The organism is Brachybacterium fresconis, assembly GCF_017876515.1.
Taxonomy (GTDB): domain Bacteria; phylum Actinomycetota; class Actinomycetes; order Actinomycetales; family Dermabacteraceae; genus Brachybacterium; species Brachybacterium fresconis.
Genome location: NZ_JAGIOC010000001.1, coordinates 4303880 through 4320583 on the forward strand (window position 1 = coordinate 4303880; position 16704 = coordinate 4320583).

Annotated in this window: 13 protein-coding genes; 7 read left to right on the forward strand and 6 right to left on the reverse strand. The window is 72.5% G+C overall.

Features of this window, described 5'->3' with window-relative positions:
- Positions 1-84: 84 nt before the first annotated feature.
- The gene (gene pepN / locus JOF44_RS19075; RefSeq protein ID WP_209895159.1) at positions 85-2634 is read right to left on the reverse strand and encodes an aminopeptidase N; all 2550 of its coding nucleotides are present in this window, start codon (positions 2632-2634) and stop codon (positions 85-87) included.
- A gap of 104 nt (positions 2635-2738) precedes the next feature.
- On the opposite strand from pepN, the gene JOF44_RS19080 reads away from it, so the two are divergent.
- Positions 2739-4511, forward strand: coding sequence for an ATP-binding cassette domain-containing protein (locus JOF44_RS19080; RefSeq protein ID WP_209895161.1), 1773 nt, complete (start codon positions 2739-2741; stop codon positions 4509-4511).
- Positions 4512-4517: 6 nt separating this feature from the next.
- Here the strand turns inward: JOF44_RS19080 and JOF44_RS19085 are convergent, their stop codons facing one another.
- From JOF44_RS19085 to JOF44_RS19095, 3 genes are all read right to left on the reverse strand, one after another.
- Positions 4518-5171, reverse strand: a complete 654-nt coding sequence (locus JOF44_RS19085; RefSeq protein ID WP_209895163.1) for a ribonuclease FAU-1 family protein — start codon at positions 5169-5171, stop codon at positions 4518-4520.
- Positions 5172-5418: 247 nt separating this feature from the next.
- On the reverse strand, positions 5419-6507 hold the full coding sequence (locus JOF44_RS19090; protein WP_209895165.1) for a fatty acid desaturase family protein: 1089 nt from the start codon (positions 6505-6507) through the stop codon (positions 5419-5421).
- Positions 6508-6570: 63 nt separating this feature from the next.
- Complete coding sequence (locus tag JOF44_RS19095) at positions 6571-8358, reverse strand: sensor histidine kinase (protein ID WP_342591853.1); 1788 nt, start codon at positions 8356-8358, stop codon at positions 6571-6573.
- 65 nt (positions 8359-8423) lie between these two features.
- Between JOF44_RS19095 and JOF44_RS19100 the strand changes: the two genes are divergently transcribed.
- Complete coding sequence (locus JOF44_RS19100) at positions 8424-9104, forward strand: response regulator (RefSeq protein ID WP_209895168.1); 681 nt, start codon at positions 8424-8426, stop codon at positions 9102-9104.
- Positions 9105-9162: 58 nt separating this feature from the next.
- On the opposite strand, the gene JOF44_RS19105 is transcribed toward JOF44_RS19100, so the two are convergent.
- Together JOF44_RS19105 and JOF44_RS19110 are read right to left on the reverse strand one after the other, a co-directional pair.
- The gene (locus JOF44_RS19105) at positions 9163-10998 is read right to left on the reverse strand and encodes an ABC transporter ATP-binding protein (RefSeq protein ID WP_209895169.1); all 1836 of its coding nucleotides are present in this window, start codon (positions 10996-10998) and stop codon (positions 9163-9165) included.
- The gene (locus JOF44_RS19110) at positions 10995-12797 is read right to left on the reverse strand and encodes an ABC transporter transmembrane domain-containing protein (protein ID WP_342591854.1); all 1803 of its coding nucleotides are present in this window, start codon (positions 12795-12797) and stop codon (positions 10995-10997) included. Before JOF44_RS19110 ends, JOF44_RS19105 begins: the two co-directional genes overlap by 4 nt.
- Positions 12798-12910: 113 nt before the next feature.
- Here JOF44_RS19110 and JOF44_RS19115 point away from each other — a divergent pair, with 113 nt between their 5' ends.
- The 5 genes from JOF44_RS19115 to JOF44_RS19135 all read left to right on the forward strand — a co-directional run bounded on the left by JOF44_RS19115 (position 12911) and on the right by JOF44_RS19135 (position 16703).
- Positions 12911-13531, forward strand: a complete 621-nt coding sequence (locus JOF44_RS19115; RefSeq protein ID WP_209895171.1) for a mycothiol-dependent nitroreductase Rv2466c family protein — start codon at positions 12911-12913, stop codon at positions 13529-13531.
- A gap of 64 nt (positions 13532-13595) precedes the next feature.
- Positions 13596-14078 (forward strand): ribose-5-phosphate isomerase, encoded by a 483-nt coding sequence (locus JOF44_RS19120; protein WP_209895174.1) that lies wholly within the window; start codon positions 13596-13598, stop codon positions 14076-14078.
- A complete protein-coding gene (locus JOF44_RS19125; protein WP_209895176.1) occupies positions 14078-15124 on the forward strand; it encodes an Fpg/Nei family DNA glycosylase in 1047 nt (348 codons plus the stop codon). The genes JOF44_RS19120 and JOF44_RS19125 overlap by 1 nt, the downstream gene beginning before the upstream one ends.
- A gap of 12 nt (positions 15125-15136) precedes the next feature.
- Positions 15137-16201 (forward strand): alpha/beta fold hydrolase, encoded by a 1065-nt coding sequence (locus JOF44_RS19130; RefSeq protein WP_209895178.1) that lies wholly within the window; start codon positions 15137-15139, stop codon positions 16199-16201.
- Entirely contained in the window at positions 16194-16703 is a 510-nt protein-coding gene (locus JOF44_RS19135; protein ID WP_209895180.1) for a GNAT family N-acetyltransferase, read from the forward strand. The genes JOF44_RS19130 and JOF44_RS19135 overlap by 8 nt, the downstream gene beginning before the upstream one ends.
- Position 16704: the final 1 nt, after the last annotated feature.

Consider the following 16704-nt stretch of genomic DNA (forward strand, 5'->3'; position numbering starts at 1 on the left):
CCCGCAGTTGCACCCGGCAGCGGCCGCGCCCCGGCGGCGCCCCGGCAGGGGGCGCGCCTCGGCAGACGACGCGGCCGCGCCCGGTCAGTCGATATCTGCGGCGCGGACGCGCTCCTGGCGCGCCACGGTGGCGCGCCCCTCGATGATGATGCGGCGCAGACCGAAGGGAGCCTCCTCCGCATCGGCGAGCCAGGCATCGGCGTCGTCCAGCACGCTCTGCCCGCCGTAGGACGAGGGGAAGTAGCCGGCCACCAGGCGATTGGCGATCTCGTTCGACCGCTCGGCCCACACCTGCGAGATCGCCGCGAAGTACCGCTGGCGGTACGGGGCGATCAGCGCGTCGTCCACCACGCGGCGGAAGCCCTGGACCACCGCGGTGATCGATTCGTTGGCCAGGGTGTCCTTCTCCATCGTGCGCCGCCAGGCCTTCGCCTTGGACACCTCGGTGGGCAGGGCGGCCTTCGCGGTCAGGGCGTGCTTGCGCCCGGACTGGGTGTCGTCGGAGGCCAGCTGCTCGTCGATGCCGGCGACGTCGATCCCGCCCAGGACGGCCAGGGAGATCACGAGCTTCCAGCGCAGATCGGTGTCGATCGAGCGCCCGGGAAGCGTCACCGAGCCGCCCAGCAGTCCCTCGATCCTCTGCAGGTGCGCCTCGGTGCGGGCCAGCCGGGCGAACGCCTCGGTCAGCTGCAGCTGGGCGTCGGATCCCGCCGCGGCGGACTCGGCGAGCTCCCAGACCGCGTCGGCCGCGGCCTCGGTGCGCGCCAGGCGCTGGTCCGGATCCGCGTAGGGGCCGGCGACGGTCTCCAGCTGCTGCAGCAGGGCGCGCAGCACCGAGGAGGAGTCCTCCCCGGTGAGGTTGGCCAGCAGCAGCTGCTGATAGCGGCGGCTGGGCAGCTCGCCGTCGCGCACCATGTCCCAGGCCGAGGACCACAGCAGGGTGCGGGCCAGGGAATCGTCGAGGTGGCGCAGATGCTTCATCGCGACGGCGAGCGACTGCTCGTCCAGGCGCACCTTCGTGTAGGTGAGGTCGCCGTCGTTGATCAGCCACAGGTCGGCTCGCGTGCCGGTCAGCGCCGGCACCTCGGTCAGCGCGTCGTCGACGTCGATCTCCACCGACTCGGTGCGCACCAGCTGTCCGCCGCGCAGGGTGAAGCCGCCCACCTGCAGCCGGTGCGGGCGCAGGGTGGGGTGCTCCTGCGGCGCTGTCTGCTCGATGGCGAAGCGGGCCACGGTGCCGTCGGCGTCGCGCTCGATCAGCGGGCGCAGTGTGTTCACGCCGGCGGTTCGCAGCCACTGCTGCGCCCAGGTACCCAGATCGCGGCCGCTGGTGGCCTCGAGCTCGACCAGCAGGTCGCTCAGCTCCGTGTTGGACCAGGCGTGCCGGGCGAAGTAGGCGCGGACCCCGGCGAAGAACTCCTCCCGGCCGACGTAGGCGACCAGCTGGCGCAGCACGGAGGCGCCCTTGGCATAGGTGATGCCGTCGAAGTTCGTCTCGACCGCTTCGAAATCGACCATGTCGGCGACGATCGGGTGCGTCGAGGGCAGCTGATCCTGCTGGTATGCCCACCCCTTCTCCGACAGCGCGAAGGTGGTCCAGGCGTCGCTCCAGCGGGTGACCTCGGCGCTGGCGAGCGTGGAGGCGTACTCGGCGAAGGACTCGTTCAGCCACAGGTCGTCCCACCAGCGCATGGTGACCAGGTCCCCGAACCACATGTGGGCCAGCTCGTGCAGGATCGTCAGGTCGCGGCGCTCACGGATCGCATCGGAGACCTCCGAGCGGAACACGTAGGTCTCCACGTAGGTGATGGCGCCGGGGTTCTCCATCGCGCCCATGTTGTACTCCGGCACGAACACCTGGTCGTACTTGGGGAACGGGAAGTCCCGGTCGAAGGCGTCCTCGTAGAAGTCGATGCCGGTTGCGGTGATGTCGATGACGTTCTGGGCGTCGACGTGCTCGGCCAGCGACGCGCGGGCGAAGACGCCCATGGGGATCGTGCGGCCGTCGCGGGTGGTGATCTCCCCGGTGCCGCCCTGGTAGTTCCCCGCGATCAGCGCGACGAGGTAGGTGGAGATGCGCTCCGTGGGCTCGAAGGCCCAGGTGGCCGTGCCCTCGTCGGCGGCGGTCGGGGCCGGGGTGGGGGCGTTGGAGATGACCCGCCAGTGCTCGGGCGCGGTGACGGTGAGGCGGAAGGTGGCCTTGAGGTCGGGCTGCTCGAAGCAGGCGAACATGCGCCGCGCGTCGGAGACCTCGAACTGGCTGTAGAGGTACACCTCCTCGTCGACCGGGTCGACGAAGCGGTGCAGTCCCTCACCGGTGTTCATGTAGACCCCGTCGGCGAGGATGCGCACGACGTTCTCGCCCTCGACCAGGGCGGGCAGGCGCACCCGGGCGCCGTCGAAGCGGGAGGCGGGGTCGGCGAGCAGCTCGCCGTTGAGCTCGATCTCGCTCACCGCCTTCGCGATGAGGTCGACGAAGGTCTCCTGCGCGGAGCTCGAGGAGAAGCGGATCGTGGTCTCGGTGCGGAACGTCTCCGGGCCCGTCGTGAGGTCCAGACGGATGTCGTAGGAGTCGGTGGTCAGGAACGAGGCGCGGCGTCGCGCTTCGTCGCGAGTGAGATTCTCGGATGCCATGAGCTCCATCCTGCCACCGGAGACGGCCGTGGTCCGACGGGACGCCGGATGCGGTGCTCGGAAAGGACGCGACAGGCAGGTGTCCCCCCCGATAAGGTCCGATCATGCCGACCTCGAGCCGCGAGACTGCCGCGCCGCGCGTCGTCGGCCCCCGCCGGGTGCTGGCCGGCGTGCGCTGGTCACTGGCGCTGGCGGCGCGTCGTGCCCCGGCCTGGTTCCTGCTGACGGTGGTCACCTCCGTCGTGCTCGCGCTGGTTCCCGCCGCGCAGGTGCGGGCGGTCGCGTGGTTGGTCGCCACCTCCGAGCACGACGGGTTCCGGGCCGCACTGATACCGCTGGTACTGCTCACCGCACTGGTCGGGCTCGGACAGGTGATCACCAGCGCCGAGAACCTGATCGGTCAGCGCATCTCCCTGCGTCTGATGCGGGACCTGAACGCGCGCCTCGCCGAGGTCGCGGCGGCGCTGGACCCGCGCCGGGTCACGGACGCCCAGGTCCATGCCCTGCTCGACGGGGCCCGCACCAGCACGTTCCAGCTCTCTCGCAGTCCCGGCGCGGTGATCAGCGCGCTGTCGGCGCTGCTCGCGGCCCTCGCCCTCGGCACGGCGATCTGGCCCTTCTCCCCGCTCGCGGCCGGCCTGGTGGTGCTCGCCCTGGTGCCGAACCTGGTGATCTTCGCCTGGTCGGCCGGTTTCCAGGACGCCCGCTTCGAGGAGGCGGCCACGCACGGCGCCCGGTTCCGGTACCTGCTCGACCAGCTCGTCGGCGGCCGCACCGCCACCGAGCTGGCTGCCCTCGGCGCCGGGCCGCGGATCGCCCGGGACGCCGGCCACGCCCACACCCGGATGTCGCAGATCCAGGATCGGCTCTACGCTCTGCTGCTGCGCGGCGATCTCATCGGAGGGCTGGCCTCCGCCGCGCTGCTCGGCGGGGCGCTGATCGCGGTCCTCGCCGAGGGTGGGGGAGCGGCCGGACTGAGCGCGGGGGTGCTCGGCGTCATCGCCGGGCTGCAGGCGACCCGCGGAGCCGGGTTCGCCGTCGGCGACGTCATCTCCGCCGGTCCCGTGATCGCCCGCTTCCGGCAGGTCCAGGCATTCGAAGAGAGACCGGCGCACCAGCGGGTCGTCTCCGACGTCCGTCGGCTCGAGGTCCGCGACCTCACCGTCAGCTATCCCGGCACCCCGACCCCTGCCCTGCACGAGGCGAGCCTGACGGCGACGCGCGGTGAGATGGTCGCCCTGGTCGGCGTCAACGGCGCCGGGAAGACCACGCTCGTCCACGCCGTGATGGGCATCGTGGACCGCGACGAGGGCCAGGTGCTGCTGGACGGTGCCGAGGCCGATGAGCTGACCACCGCCGAACGGTTCTCCCGTTTCGGTCTGGTGACCCAGGAATTCGGGCGCTATGAGATGACCGTGCGCGAGGCCGTGGCGCTGGGGAGCCCGCGAGAGGACGTGGAGGATGCGGAGATCTGGGCGGCCCTGGCGGCGGCGCGGGCGCGGACGCTGGTCGAGCGCCTTCCCCACGGGCTGGATACCCAGCTCGGTCCCCAGTTCGGCGGCGTCGGGCTCTCCGGCGGGCAGTGGCAGCGCATCGCTCTCGCGCGCATCCATCTGCGGGGCGCGGGGATCCGGATCCTCGACGAGCCGACCTCGGCGATCGACGCGGAGGCCGAGCAGGAGGTCTTCGCCCAGCTGCGGGAGACCGCCGACCAGCACGTGACGATCGTGGTCTCCCACCGGGCCTGGACCCTGCGCGATATGGACCGTATCCACGTGCTCGAGGAGGGGCGGGTCGTCGAGGCGGGGACCTTCGCGGAGCTCATGGCCCCGGGGTCCCGATTCTCAGCGATCTTCGCCGAGCAGCTCACGGGCTGATCCCGCTCACCGCCGCGTGAGGTCCAGGTCCCAGCCGTAGTGCTCGGGCAGGGACGGCAACGGCCACGTGGGGTCCGGGAAGAAGTACTCGTAGCCGGCCGAGAAGGGATAGGTCCACCGATCGATGTGCTGCTCGGCCTCCCGGCCCGCCGCCCGGATCGAGTCGATCTCCTCGGGGGAGAAGTAGCCGGTGCGCTCAGCACCCTCGAGCTCGTCCTCGTCCTTGTAGTGCCAGTCGCGGCGCGGCAGCACCACCAGGTCCAGCACCAGGTCCCGGGTGGCCACTCCCTCCTCGGTGCGCTCGTAGGGCGTCTCGAGGTTGATGTAGTAGCAGCCCAGCGAGCCGTCGTCCTTGTAGAACAGCCACACCGAGTACGGCTTGTCCGGCAGCGCGATCATGAGGATGCCGTTGCCGGTCCACAGCTGCTTGGACTGGATGCGGGGTGCGGTGAACATGCCCTCGTCCCCGGCGCGGCGCAGAGCCGCACCGGAGGCGAGGACGGGCAGCAGCACCTCGGTGCCGGGCGCGATCCAGACCACCACGCCGCGCTCGTCATCCAGCACGACGGTGCCGGGGCGAACGGTGCGGGTGGGGTGCTGCTGCGTGTAGTAGGTCCAGGTCACCTGGTCGCCGGGCGACCAGCGCGGGGTGGAAGACATGGTGGTGATCCCGGCCGGATCGGCCTCCACGGACGCCCCGTACCGTCCGGCCACCGGGCCGGGGCTGCACTGCCCGTGAGGGGGTAGGCGTATGGGGCGACCATACCGCCTCCCCCCTCCTCGCGCTGGCGGCGCGCCGGGCTCCGAGGCGCCGCGGAAGCGCAGCCGATGCGAGCGCCGTGAGGGCCCGGCGCGCCGCCCGGGGCGCCGCGACGGCTCCGGCGTTCAGGGCCTCCGAGCGGACCCCTCAGACGACCGGGGCGCCGCGCAGCTGGGCGGCGAGCGGGCAGTCCATGGGATCCGCATGGCCCAGGCCCACCCGGTTCAGGTACCGGATGATGATCCCGTAGGAGGAGATCAGGTCGGTCTCGGTGTAGGTGATCCCGCGCTCGGCGCAGAACTCCTGCACGATCGGCCGCACCTTGCGCAGGTTCCCCGAGGGCATCCGCGGGAACAGATGGTGCTCGATCTGCAGGTCCAGCCCACCCATCGCCCAGTTCATGAGCCGACCGCCGGTGATATTGCGGCTGGTGAGCACCTGGCGGCGCAGGAAGTCCACCTCGAGGTCCTTCGGGATCAGCGGCATGCCCTTGTGGTTGGGGGCGAAGGACCCGCCCATGTAGATGCCGAAGACCGCCAGCTGCACCGCGAGGAACGCCGCGCCCATGCCGAGGCCGAGGGTGGCGAACACGATCACCGGGAAGCCGATGATGCGGATCAGCACCAGGATCGCCTCGGCGCGGCGGTGCTTGACCCGGCCCTTCGCGAAGACGGCGGCGATCGCCTCGTAGTGCAGCACGAACGCGAACAGGCTCAGCATCGGGACGAACGCCCAGCCCTGGCGCTTGGCCAGCCATCCCATGAAACCGGTGCGACCCTTCACGTCGTCGGGGTCGAAGACCAGCACGCCGCCGGCGATGTCGCCGTCGCGGCCGATGGTGTTGGGGTTGCCGTGGTGCTTGTTGTGCTTGCGGGTCCACCAGGCGATGCTCAGCCCCACCACCAGGTTCCCCACGATGCGCGCGAACCAGTTGTTGCGGCGGCCGGAGGCGAAGATCTGCTGGTGCGCGGCGTCGTGGCCGAGGAATGCGGCCTGGGTGAACAGGATCCCGAACAGGGCGGCAACGGCCAGCTGCCACCAGGTGCTGCCCAGGGTCAGCAGCAGCACGAACGCGCCGACGAAGGCGAGCGCGAGCAGGACGGTGCGCACCATGTAGGTCCGCACGTCGCGGCCCATGAGGCCGGCTGCTTTCACCCGCTTCGAGAGCTCGAAGTAGTCCCTGGTCTGTGCGGCTGCCCTGGGCCGGGCAGGGGGTCGCTCTGCAGTGGTCGTCATGACTAGGACGCTAGGTCGCGCGGATGCGTCGCCACATCACCCCCGGGAGCGAAACCGGACCCCCTACCGGGGTAGGGGGTCGGCGATCGGGATCCGAGCGATGACGGCGAAGCCGCCGTCGGATGTCGGGCCGACCTCGACGGCACCGCCGAGGGCCGTGACCCGCTCCCGGGTGCCCGACAGGCCGAGACCGGAACCCGGGATCGGCTCCTGGGCCGTGGTGGGGGCCGCATTGGTGACGTCGACCAGCAGGGACCCTCCCACCGCGGCGACCCGCACCTCGATCGCGGCGCCGCCCGCGTGGCGCAGGGCGTTGCTCAGCGCCTCCTGCACCACGCGGTAGGCGGTCAGCCCCACCGTGGGCGGCACCTGGACCTCGCTGAGATCAGCGGTGATGACGGCGCCCGAGGCGCGGCTGGTGGCGACGAGCTCCTCGATGTCGGCCAGGGCGGGCATGGGCATCTCGTCGAGGGAGTCGTCGGTGCGCAGGGTCGCCAGCAGCGCCCGCATCTCCCCGAGGGCCTGCCGGGAGGAGGCGGCGATGTCCTCGAACTCCTGTGCGGTGCGGGTGTCCAGATCCGGCAGACGGAACGTCGCGGTGCTGGCCTGCACGGTGATCACGGACATCGAGTGGGCCACGACGTCGTGCAGCTCGCGTGCGATGCGGCTGCGCTCCTCGAGCTCGTAGCGCCGCCGCACCTGATCGGCGCTGAGCGTCTGCGCGCGCTCCACCTGCCCGCTGACCAGCAGCCACTGGTGCACCGTCAGGCCCATCAGCACCACGCCGCCGCTGATCGCGACCAGCACCACGCCGTTGGTCGTGACCGCGCGCAGGGAGTCGTCGGCCCGAGCGGACGGCTCGGCGACCACCAGGGTCACCAGCGTCAGCAGCGCGCCACCGGACCAGGCGGACACCGCCCAGTACCAGCGGTGCAGGACCGCCAGCACCGTGAGGGTCAGGCAGTGGGCGAGCAGCGTGGTGACCGGCCACGGCCAGGGGGCCAGGGCGTGGGCCGGCATCGTCACCAGCATCGTGGCGAGGCCGGCGAGGACGGTCAGCGTCAATCCCGCCCAGGGCCAGCGCACCGCCAGCAGACCGGCGACGGCGGCGGCGATGGACACGGTCATGGCCGGCGCCGGATGCACCTCGTACAGCGAGGTCGTCACGGGCCAGCCCACGACCACCAGCACGAAGCCCACGAAGGCGACGCTCATCCGCACCCAGGCGTTCTCGCGCAGCCGCGCGTCGACCGTCGAGGACACCGTCGGCACGTGGCGGGAGGCGCGCCGCGATCCCGGCACCGCACCGCCCAGCAGCGGCACGGTCACCACCGCGTCCAGCAGCGCGAGCGCACGGACCATGGCGGGCAGGGAGAGGGTCAGCGCCAGGCCGACGACCAGCGCCAGCGACCACTGACCGGGCACCAGCGCATCCTCCGGCGGGAGCAGATGGTCCCAGGACCAGTACGTCAGCCCGCCGAGTCCGAGGCCCGCCCAGGCGAGGGTCACCGCGACCGTGAGCACCCGCACCGGCAGCGCGAGCAGCCCCTCGAAGGCGAGATCGAGCCACCGTCGGGCATCGGCGACCCGGCGCAGCAGGCCGAGGGGGCCGGAGCCGCGGGCCCGGTAGACCGGCTGATTGATCTCGACCCCCCAGCGGCGGAGCCGGGCGCGGTCCAGCCGCGCGCACACCGAGGCCAGGGTGAGCGTCACCGGGAACAGCAGCACCCCCACCCAGGCGACCGCGAGCACCGCCGAGACGGCGGCGAGGGGCAGCAGCACGGCCGAGGCGAGCATCGTCAGACCCAGCCCCGGCAGCAGCAGGGCGAGGTCGCGGCCGAGGCGGCGCACGCTGTGACGGTCAGGGACGAGGAACACTGAGGGAACCTCTCGGGAAGCGGGGATACGGTGACGGCATGGTTCTCCCGCCGCAGGCCGACATCCGCGTGCTGATCGTCGACGACCAGTCGATGATCCGCGGCGGCTTCGAAGCGCTGCTGGACGCCCAGGACGGGATCGACGTGGTCGGCACCGCGGCCGACGGGGCCGGGGTCACGGAGATCGTGCGACGTCTGCGCCCCGACGTGGTGCTCATGGACATCCGCATGCCGCAGGTGGGCGGTCTCGAGGCGACGGAGGCGGTTCTGGCGATGCCCGGCACACCTCCGAGGATCATCATGCTGACCACCTTCGATGCCGATGAGTACGTGTTCGCCGCCCTGCGCGCCGGGGCGAGCGGCTTCCTGCTCAAGGATTCCACACCTCAGGAGCTGATCCAGGCCGTGCGGGTGGTCGCCGGCGGGGACGCGCTGCTGGCCCCGCGGGTGACCCGCGCCCTGATCTCCGACTTCGTCGCCCGTCCCGAGCGGTCACGACGACCCGACGCCTACCTGAGCGCGCTGACCGATCGCGAGCTGGAAGTGCTGCGCCTGGTGGCTCAGGGCCTGGCGAACCGGGAGATCGCCGCAGAGCTGGTGATGGCCGAGCAGACCGTGAAATCCCATGTCTCCCGCATGCTCACCAAGCTGTCGCTGCGCGACCGCACCCAGCTGGTGGTGGCCGCCTACGAATCGGGTCTGGTGCGCGCCGGGCAGTGAGCCGTGGCGAGCTCGCGCTCAGCCGCCCTCAACCGCCCTCAACCGCTTTCAACCGCTTTCAACCGCTCCATGCTTCCCACAGCCGGGCGTAGTCACCGCCGCGGGCCACCAGCTGGTCGTGGGTGCCCTCCTCGACCACGCGACCGTCGGCCATCACCAGGATGCGGTCGGCGATCATCGCCTGCGAGAGCCGATGGGCGACGATGATCGTGGTGCGGCCGCGGGCGACCTCGAGCGCGGCCCGCTCGAGCACGCGGGCGCCGGAGGAGCCCTCGTCGGCGGTGGCCTCGTCGAGGATCAGCACCGCCGGGTCCCGCAGCGCGATGCGGGCGAGCGCCAGCTGCTGGGACTGCTCGGCGGTGAGCCGTTCGCCCTTCTCCCCGACCTCGGTGTCCAGACCGCGCGGGAGGCGCTCGGCCCAGGCCGCGGCGTCGACCCGGCGCAGTGCCGCCCACAGCTGATCGTCGGTGGCCAGGGGCCCGGCCAGGAGCAGGTCCTCGCGCAGGGTGCCGCGGAAGACGTGGACGTCCTGGCTGACGATCGAGGCGTGCGCCCGGATCGCCTCGATGTCCGCCGCCGCGAGGTCGACGTCGCCGTGCAGCACCCGCCCGTGGCGGGGCAGCAGGGTCCCGGCGAGGATCGCGGCGAGCGTCGACTTGCCGGCACCCGAGGCCCCCACCAGGGAGACCACCTCGCCCGCGGCGATGTCCAGGTCCAACGGCTCCAGCACGGTCCGCTCCACGCCGTCCGCGTCGGTGCCGTAGGCGTGGGAGACGCCCGCCAGGCGGATCGAGGCATCTGCGGGACGCCCGTCGCCGGGGGAGGCCGCCGGGTCGATCCAGGTGATCACCCCGACCATGCGGGAGACGCTGGCGACCGCCGACTGCACCTCGTCGAGGTTGAAGATGACCGCCATCATCGGCCAGAACAGGCTGACCAGATAGATGCCCGCCGCGGTGACCACGCCGATCGGCGCGCCGGCCACGTGCACCATCACGAAGCCGAGCACCAGCACCAGCGCCAGCGCCAGGTTCTCGGGGATGTTGATCAGCCCGACGAGGCGACCCACCAGGTACATCACCCGCATGTTCAGCACCGAGGCGGTCTCCGAGAGGACCGCGACGTGCCGGGTCTCGCGCCGCTCGATGCCATAGGCGTGGACGGTGGGGATGCCGTGGATCGCCGACAGCAGGCCCTGGGCGCGCGCCCCCATCGCGATCCGCTCGCGGCGGTACAGGGGCGCCGTGCGGCGCAGGTACCAGACGGTCGCGATCACGTACAGCGGCACCACGGCGCCCACCAGGATCAGCAGCCACGGCGACAGCGTCGCCATCCCGATCATCGTCACCAGGACGTAGAAGCCCATCTGGATCAGCGAGGGCACCAGGTTGTTCACCGCCCGGGCGGCCACGTCCACGTCGTCGGCCACGCGCGAGAGGGCGTCACCGATGCCGGTGCGCTCCATGGTCTGCGCGGGCAGGTCCAGGGCGCGGTCGATGACGTCCTCGCGCATGCCCGCCAGGATCCGCTGGCCGAGGGCGGAGACCATCGACCAGCCGGCCGCGGCGAGCACCGCCTGCACGAGGCCGACGCCCAGGATCTGACCGCCCAGCCGCCACGCGTCCGCGGCGGTGCCGCCGCCGGAGGCCACCACGTCGACCGCCGCTCCGATCAGCCGGGGCAGGATCGCCGCCGCGACCGCACCGCCGATGGTGACCAGCGCGGTCGCCGTCGCGGCGACCCAGTGCTCGCGGAGCTTGCCGGCCATGAAGCGGAGGCTGGGGCCGGCGCCGGCGATGGGCAGCAGCTGGGCGTGCTCGGCGAGCTGGCGCCGAGCGGTGGCGTCCTCGCCGAGGACGTCCTCGAGCGGCCGCTTCCAGTCGAGATCGCTCATCGCTGCACCATCTCCCGGTAGTCGCCGTGCTCCATGAGGTCCAGATGGCTGCCCTCGGCGACGATCCGACTCCCGCGCAGATGCACGACGTGGCCGGCGGCCCGCAGCAGGGCGGGGGAGCGGGTGATCACGAGGGTCGCCCGGTCGGTGCGGCTCCGGGCCGCGACCAGCGCCTCGGCGATGTGCTGCTCGGTCACCGCGTCCACGGCGGTGGTCGGGTCCTGCAGCACCAGCACCGGGGTGTCCGCCGCGACGGCGCGGGCCAGCGCGATGCGCTGCCGCTGGCCGCCGGAGAGGTTGGAGCCTCGATCCAGGATGCGCGAGTCGTAGCCCTCGGGCAGGATCCGCAGCATGTCCTCCGCGCCCGCGGCGCGCAGGGCGGCATCCGCCCAGCCGTCGTCGCTGCCGTCGGTCGCCGTGCCGTCGGGGACCCGGGTGGCCAGCTGCTCGCGCAGGGTGCCGTCGAAGAGATCCACCACGTGCGGCTCGACCAGCAGGTCGGAGCGCAGACCCGCGCGCTCGGCCGGGGAGATCGCGGTCTCGCCCACGCGGGCACCGGCGTCGATCCGCCCGCTGACGGCGTCGACGATAGCATCGCCGTCGCGCACGTCCGAGCAGGCCACAGCGACGAAGGCGCCGTCGGGCACGCTCAGGTCGTAGACGGGCAGGTGCAGGCCGCCGGCCCCGCTCCGACGCTGCTGGGCGGCACCGGCCCCGTCGCCGCGATCATCGCGCGCGGTGGACAGCGCGTCGAGGGTGAGTGCGGGGTCGTCCACCCCGCGCCCGAGGTCGGCGAACAGGTCGCGCACGCGCCGGGCCGAGGTGGACATGCTCGCCCACCACACGGGCATGTTCGCCAGACCCTGCAGCGAGCCCATCACCTGACGGGCGACGCCGACCACGGCGATCAGCGCCCCGATGCCGAGCTCGCCCTGCAGCCCGCGGATCGTCGCGATCAGCACTACGGCGGCGAGCATCGCCCCGGTCACCAGCGTGGTCAGGCCCGAGGAGATGCCGGAGTAGCGGGCGTTGACCAGCGCCGCCTCGAGAGCCACCCGCGAGCGACGGCGGTAGAGGGCGCGGGCCCGGGTCTGCACCCCGAGCCCCTGCAGCACGCGCAGCCCGTGCACCAGGTCGGTGGCGGTGGCGGCGGCCTCGGCGGCCTCGCTCTGCTGGTCGTCGTAGCGCCGGGACAGGGTGGGGGTGATCACCCGGACCACGAGCACCATCACCGCGATGCCGATCCCCATCGCGGCCCCTAGCGAGAGGTCCTGCCACGCCATCCAGACCGTCGCGCCCACGATCACCAGGCCCGAGGGGACCACCCACGGCATCATGTCCAGCACGTCGGAGGCCTTGTCGGCGTCGGAGGTGGCGATCGACAGCACCTCGCCGGCCGGCCTGCGGATCCGGCGCGAGCGGGGGTCGAGCACGGCACCGGTGAGACCGACCCGCAGCCGGTGGCGCTGATACATGCAGGCCTTCTGGCTCTCGACGAAGGTGTAGATCCACAGCAGCATCCCCACCAGGCGCATCCCGATGAGGATCGCCGCACCGATCAGCGTGACCGCGAGGTCCCCGGCGACGATCCCGCGGTCGATGATGATGCCCAGCAGGATCGGCAGGGCCATCTCGGCGGCCTCGGAGACCACCGCCAGGGGCAGCACGATCGCGAGCATCCGCGGGTGACCGCGCAGGATCGAGGCCAGCACCCCGCGGCGCTTCGCGGCGGAGGTGCTGGGCTCGGGGGCAGGGGCGGCTGCCGTGGATTCCTCCACGAGCATCGAGGTGTCGGACACCTGATAGATCCAACCCCGGCGCGAGCTCCGGTGCAACGTGTTTTGCTCCCCGATCCGCACGCGGCGTGCGGGTGAGAGGATGAAGGGACCGATCCCCGAGCCCAGGAGCTGCCATGAGCGCGCGTCCCGTCGAGCTGTTCGTCGACCCCGTCTGCCCCTATGCCTGGATGGCGAGCCGCTGGCTGCTGCACGCCGCGGCCGTCCGCGACATCGCCCCGACCTTCTCGGTGATGTCCCTGTCCGTGCTCAACGAGGGCCGCGAGGTCGACGCGGGCTACCGCCGGATGCTGGACGACTCCTGGGGCCCGGCGCGGCTGGCGATCGCCATCCACCGCCGCGAGGGCGCAGAGGCCTTCTCCCGCTGGTACACCGCGTGGGGCGAGCGCTACCACGTGGGTGATCAGCAGGATGACCGTCGGGCCGTCGCCGTCGCCGCCCTCGAGGCCGTCGAGCTGCCCGCCGAGCTGATCGGGGCCTACGAGCCCGTCGCCGGCGACCACATCGACGAGGCGCTGCGCGCCTCCCATCACGGAGCGATCTCCCGCGTCGGCGAGGACGTCGGAACCCCCGTCATCTCCTTCGGCGAGGGCACCGCGTACTTCGGCCCCGTCGTCTCCCCGGCTCCGCGGGGCGAGGAGGCCGGGCTGCTGCTCGATGCGCTGAGGACCATGTCCGGGATCGACGGCTTCTACGAGCTCAAGCGCACCCGCACCGGCGGCGTCGACTTCCGCTGAGCGCTCGCCGCCGCTCGGTTCCTCCACCCTCCCCGCTCGCCCCACAGAAAGAGACATCCCTGACATGCGCGTGTACATCGGCACCGACCACGCCGGCTTCGAGCTGAAGAACCGCCTGGTCACGGCATTGCAGAACAAGGGCCACGAGGTCACCGACCACGGTGCCCACAACTATGACGCCCTCGACGACTACCCGCCGTTCTGCACCGATGTGGGCGAGGCCGTGGTGGCCTCCCCGGGCTCCTTCGGCGTGGTGATCGGCGGCTCCGGCAACGGCGAGCAGATCGCGGCGAACAAGGTGACGGGCGTGCGCGCCGCCCTGGTGTGGAACGAGGACACCGCTCGCCTCGCCCGCCGGCACAACGACGCCAACGTGATCTCCGTCGGCGCCCGCCAGCACTCCGAGGACGAGCTGGAGAACCTCATCGACCTGTTCCTGGCCGAGCCCTTCACCGGCGAGGAGCGCCACCAGCGCCGAATCGACCTGATGGCGCGATATGAGCAGACCGGCGGCTACGGCGACCCCGCCTCGCCCACCGCGCCGTAATGCCCGAGGGTCATACCGTCCACCGGCTCGCCGCGGCCTTCGAACGCGGCTTCGGCGGACAGCGGGTGGCCACCTCGAGCCCTCAGGGCCGCTTCTCCGACGCCGCCGCGCTGGAGGGGATGGTGCTGCTGGGCGCCGAGGCGGTCGGCAAGCATCTCTTCCTGCAGCTCGCCCCGTCGGCCGACGTCGATCCCGGCTCCCCGGTGGTGCGGCACGTCCACATCCACCTCGGCCTGTACGGCTCCTGGACCTTCGCCGGCGATCCCGGCTTCGCCGAAGCGCATGCGATCGGGGCCCCGCGCCTGCGCGTGGGCGAGACGGAGGAATCCCTGGCGACCGACGAGGCGGTCGGCACCGCGCACTGGCGCCGTCTGGTGCCGCGGCCGACGGTGCGACTGCGGATCGCCGGGCCGTGCGGGCTGGCCGACCTGACCGGGCCCGCCACCTGCGAGGTGCTCGACGCCCCCGGCCGCCAGGCGGTGCTGGACCGGCTGGGCCCGGACCCGCTGCGCCCCGACCCGGACGGGACCGGGCGACGACGCTTCGTCGACCGGGTGCGGCGCTCCCGCACCGCGATCGGCGTGCAGCTGATGAACCAGCAGGTGATCGCCGGGATCGGGAACATCTACCGGGCCGAAGCCCTGTTCCGCGCCCGGCTGGACCCTTTCGTGCCCGGCGTCGACCTCAGCAGGCCCCTGCTGGAGGACCTGTGGGAGGACCTGGTCGCGCTGCTGGCCTACGGCGCCCGCACCGGACGGATCGTGACCACCGAGCCCGAGCACCGCGACCTCGAGGCGCGGATCATCGAGCGCTCCCGCGGCACCCGCCAGAACGGCGACGGGGATGCCGACGTCGTCCCGCGGGAGAAGTCCTTCTACGTCTACCACCGCCAGAGCCTGCCCTGCCGTCTCTGCGGCGCCGCCGTGCGCTCGCAGGACCTGGCCGCCCGCGCCGTGTTCTGGTGCCCCGCCTGCCAGCGGGTGCGCAGCCGACGGGCGAGCTGGACCCGCGAGCACCCCGCCGCCGCCTGGGCGCTGACCCCGTGAGACCGTAGGACGATGCGCACAGAGCCCGAGCCGCCGGCCGCCACCGCCTGCGGCCTGCTCGCCGTCGGCGACGGCCACGAGATCTTCTGGGAGGAGAGCGGCGCCGCCGACGGCGTGCCCGTGGTGTACCTCCATGGCGGCCCCGGCAGCCCGCTGACCCCCGGGTACCGCCGCAGCGTCCCGACGGATCGCAGCCGGCTCCTCGGCCTGTCCCAGCGCGGGGCCGGGCGCTCCGCCCCGTCGGCCGGGAGTCCCGGGGAGGTGGATCTCTCGGCGAACACCACGGCGCACCTGGTCGCCGACCTCGAACGGCTCCGCGAGCACCGGGGGATCGAGGCGTGGATCGTCCAGGGCGTCTCCTGGGGCAGCACCCTGGCACTCGCCTACGCCCAGGCGCATCCCGAGCGGGTGCTCGGTGTGCTGCTGTTCGCCGTGACCAGCACCTCCCGTCGCGAGGTCGACTGGATCACCGAAGGGGTCGGAGCGCTGTATCCCGAGGCCTGGGACGCCTTCGCCCGCCTCGCCGAGGACCACGGCGGCTACGACCGCCACGACCGGTCGCCGGAGCGGCTGCGCCTGGTGGAGTCCTACCGGCGGATGATCACCTCCGGAGATCGGGACCTGGAGGACGCCGCCGTACGGGTCTGGATGACCTGGGAGGACGCGCACATCGGCATCGGCGGCGGAGGCCCCTCCGGCCCGCACGCCGGAGCCGCAGGAGACCCGGTCACGGAGTACGAGCGGGGCGTCGCCCGACTGGTCACCCACTACTGGGCCCACGACGGCTTCGTCGCCGACTGGGCCGCGCCGTGGGGCGCCGCGCCCGGCAGCGGGCTGCTCGGCGGGATGGATCGCCTCGCCGGGATCCCCGGGGCCCTGATCCACGGTCGGCGCGACGTCTCCGGGCCGGCGCTGACCGCCTGGGAGCTGCATCGAGCCTGGCCGGGCAGCGAGCTGATGATCATCGAGGACGAGGGCCACGGCGGCCCGGCCATGGTCGAGGAATGGCGGAGATCGCTGGCGCGGATGGTCGACGCGGCCACCGCGTCCGATCGGTACCCTGACCCTCATGCCTGAGCCCGTGACCGACTCCGACGAGGTGCTGCGACGCGCCCCCGTCGCCGAGATCGACCCCCGCACCCTGTACCTGCTCGCCAAGCTCCGCCAGGACGTCTTCGCGCTCGAGCAGGGCGCCACCGACCCGGATCTGGACGGGCGCGACCTCGACCCGACCACCACGCTGGTGTGGTTCGAGGTGCCCGGCGCGGAGGCCACGGCCGCGGGTCTTCAGCGCGAACCCGCCGCCCACACGCGGGTGCTGCGCGAGGCCGACGGCACCGTGCGCATCGGCCGGGTCGCCGTGCGCGCGGCGGACCGCCGACGGGGCCTGGGCGGGCGCGTGATGCGGGCGAGCATCGATCTGGCCCGCGCGCTCGATGAGCAGGCGGAGATCCACGTCGACGCCCAGGCCTACCTCGAGCAGTGGTACCAGGGGCTCGGCTTCGAGACGGTGGGCGCGCCGTTCGACGAGGCCGGGATCGAGCACGTGCCGATGCTGCTGCGCCCCGGGCGAGGCTGAG

What these genes read in the sequence shown, in the direction of transcription:
- JOF44_RS19080 (WP_209895161.1), top strand. Translation starts at nt 2,739, where the DNA reads ATGCCGACCTCGAGCCGCGAGACTGCCGCGCCGCGCGTCGTCGGCCCC.
- JOF44_RS19115 (WP_209895171.1), top strand. Translation starts at nt 12,911, where the DNA reads ATGAGCGCGCGTCCCGTCGAGCTGTTCGTCGACCCCGTCTGCCCCTAT.
- JOF44_RS19125 (WP_209895176.1), top strand. Translation starts at nt 14,078, where the DNA reads ATGCCCGAGGGTCATACCGTCCACCGGCTCGCCGCGGCCTTCGAACGC.
- JOF44_RS19130 (WP_209895178.1), top strand. Translation starts at nt 15,137, where the DNA reads ATGCGCACAGAGCCCGAGCCGCCGGCCGCCACCGCCTGCGGCCTGCTC.
- JOF44_RS19085 (WP_209895163.1), bottom strand. Translation starts at nt 5,171, where the DNA reads ATGTCTTCCACCCCGCGCTGGTCGCCCGGCGACCAGGTGACCTGGACC.
- JOF44_RS19120 (WP_209895174.1), top strand. Translation starts at nt 13,596, where the DNA reads ATGCGCGTGTACATCGGCACCGACCACGCCGGCTTCGAGCTGAAGAAC.
- JOF44_RS19100 (WP_209895168.1), top strand. Translation starts at nt 8,424, where the DNA reads ATGGTTCTCCCGCCGCAGGCCGACATCCGCGTGCTGATCGTCGACGAC.
- pepN (WP_209895159.1), bottom strand. Translation starts at nt 2,634, where the DNA reads ATGGCATCCGAGAATCTCACTCGCGACGAAGCGCGACGCCGCGCCTCG.
- JOF44_RS19135 (WP_209895180.1), top strand. Translation starts at nt 16,194, where the DNA reads ATGCCTGAGCCCGTGACCGACTCCGACGAGGTGCTGCGACGCGCCCCC.
- JOF44_RS19105 (WP_209895169.1), bottom strand. Translation starts at nt 10,998, where the DNA reads ATGAGCGATCTCGACTGGAAGCGGCCGCTCGAGGACGTCCTCGGCGAG.
- JOF44_RS19090 (WP_209895165.1), bottom strand. Translation starts at nt 6,507, where the DNA reads ATGACGACCACTGCAGAGCGACCCCCTGCCCGGCCCAGGGCAGCCGCA.